Consider the following 1,828-nt stretch of genomic DNA (forward strand, 5'->3'; position numbering starts at 1 on the left):
ATGTAGTATTAACAAGAGCTGAAGGCGAAGATGTAGGAAGTTATGTAATAAGCGTAGACTCAATGAATGCTGCAAACTTTAATGTAGAAGTTAACGAAGTTACTTTAGAAATTACACAAAGAACATTAGTTATTACACCTAATGTGGGTCAAACTAAAGTATATGACGGAACAAATATCGTAGATATTGAATATGATGTCTTTAATCTTGCAAATAACGATGATGAAACTGTTCTAAAAGGATCGTTATCAATTGGTAATAACCGTAATGTTGGTACTTATGCAATTAATATAGGAACATTAGATGGTAATCCTAATTATGTAGTAGAGTTAAGTGATGAAGTTGTAATGTTTGAAATTATTACTAGAGAAATTTCAATTAAAGCTAAAGATTTAATAAAAACATATGGTGATCAAAGTGATTTTGACTATGAAGTTATAGGACTAGATCCAGTAGATAGTTTTGTTGTTCATTATAATTTATCAAGTGAATTAGTTGGCGAAAATACTATTACAATTACATCATCACTTGATTTAAATAATAATTATGAAGTTAACTATATCGATGGAACAATGAAAATTGATCCAAGATATTTAAACTTAAGCTTTATAGGATTAGAAACAGTAGTTTATGGAAATAGTTATATTATTAATCCAAACACTAATGACTTAGTCTTTAGTGATAGAATAGTTATTTCAAATCATAGTAATAGAAATGTAAATGAATATGTAGTAGGTAAAGATGATATTACAATATTAAATATAAATGATGAAGATATAACTAATTACTATGTTTTAGATATAACTAATTTTGAATATAGTATTGTACCAGCAGTATTAACAATTAATGCTTTCCCTCAAACAGTTGTTTATGGAACATTAGAAAGTGAAATAGAAAAAGATTTATATAGTGTTACTGGATTTAAATACGAGGAAAATAAGGATTTAATAACAGGAGAATTAATGATTGATGAATTTATTGGTTCTGTTGGAACTTATGATATTCTACAAGGTAGTTTAAATGCAGGTAGTAACTATACAATTAGCTTTAGACCTTCAATTTTAATTGTTGAGCCAAAACAAATAATTATCGATATTATAGGTAATACTAATATTACTTATGGCGATATATTTGATTTAGAAGGTATTATTAGTGGAGCTAATAATATTCTTACTGACCAACATATCGAATTAGAAGGATATAACAAAAATGTAGGTACTCATGAAATAGTTGCAAAAGTATTTGAAGGTAGCCTAGATGTTTCAAATAACTATGAAATTATTAATGGAGTTACTTATTTAAGAATAAATAAAAAAGAATTAGTAGTAACAATTTCTGATTCATTTAAAACATTTGGTGAAGAAATTACTAGTTCATTGTTTGCAAGCAATGTTGCTGGGTTTATTGAGGGCGACAATCTAAATAATAGTGTTGAATTTGCAAATGGCAGTAATTTAATTTACCAAACCGATGCAGAAGACTTAAGTGTAGTTGGAGAATACTTAATATGGATTTCATCAGGATATGTATCAAGTAATTATAAATTTACATATGTTATTGGAACACTTACAGTTACACCTGCAACATTAAGATTTGAAACTAGCAATAATAATAATATTTATGACGCAACTGAAAAAGCACTAACAATTAAAACTTTTGATCCAACTTCTAATGAAGAAGTGTTTAAGGATTTTGTTATTACTTATAATGGAAGTATTTCCTTACCAGTAAATGCAGGAACATATAATGTTAATATTTCCTTTGCTGGTGACGATATGTACGGTGCAACAGCAATAACAAGAACTTTAGTAATTGAAAGACGTGTAAT

General features: G+C 27.2%; 1 protein-coding gene. It reads left to right on the forward strand.

What is annotated here, in order from left to right; genetic code table 11:
* A partial coding sequence (locus IY230_RS01390) for an MBG domain-containing protein (protein ID WP_196369560.1) occupies window positions 1-1,828 on the forward strand: 1,828 nt, incomplete at both ends.

This window comes from Acholeplasma laidlawii, from assembly GCF_015709225.1.
GTDB classification, from domain to species: Bacteria; Bacillota_I; Bacilli_A; order Acholeplasmatales; family Acholeplasmataceae; genus Acholeplasma; species Acholeplasma laidlawii_A.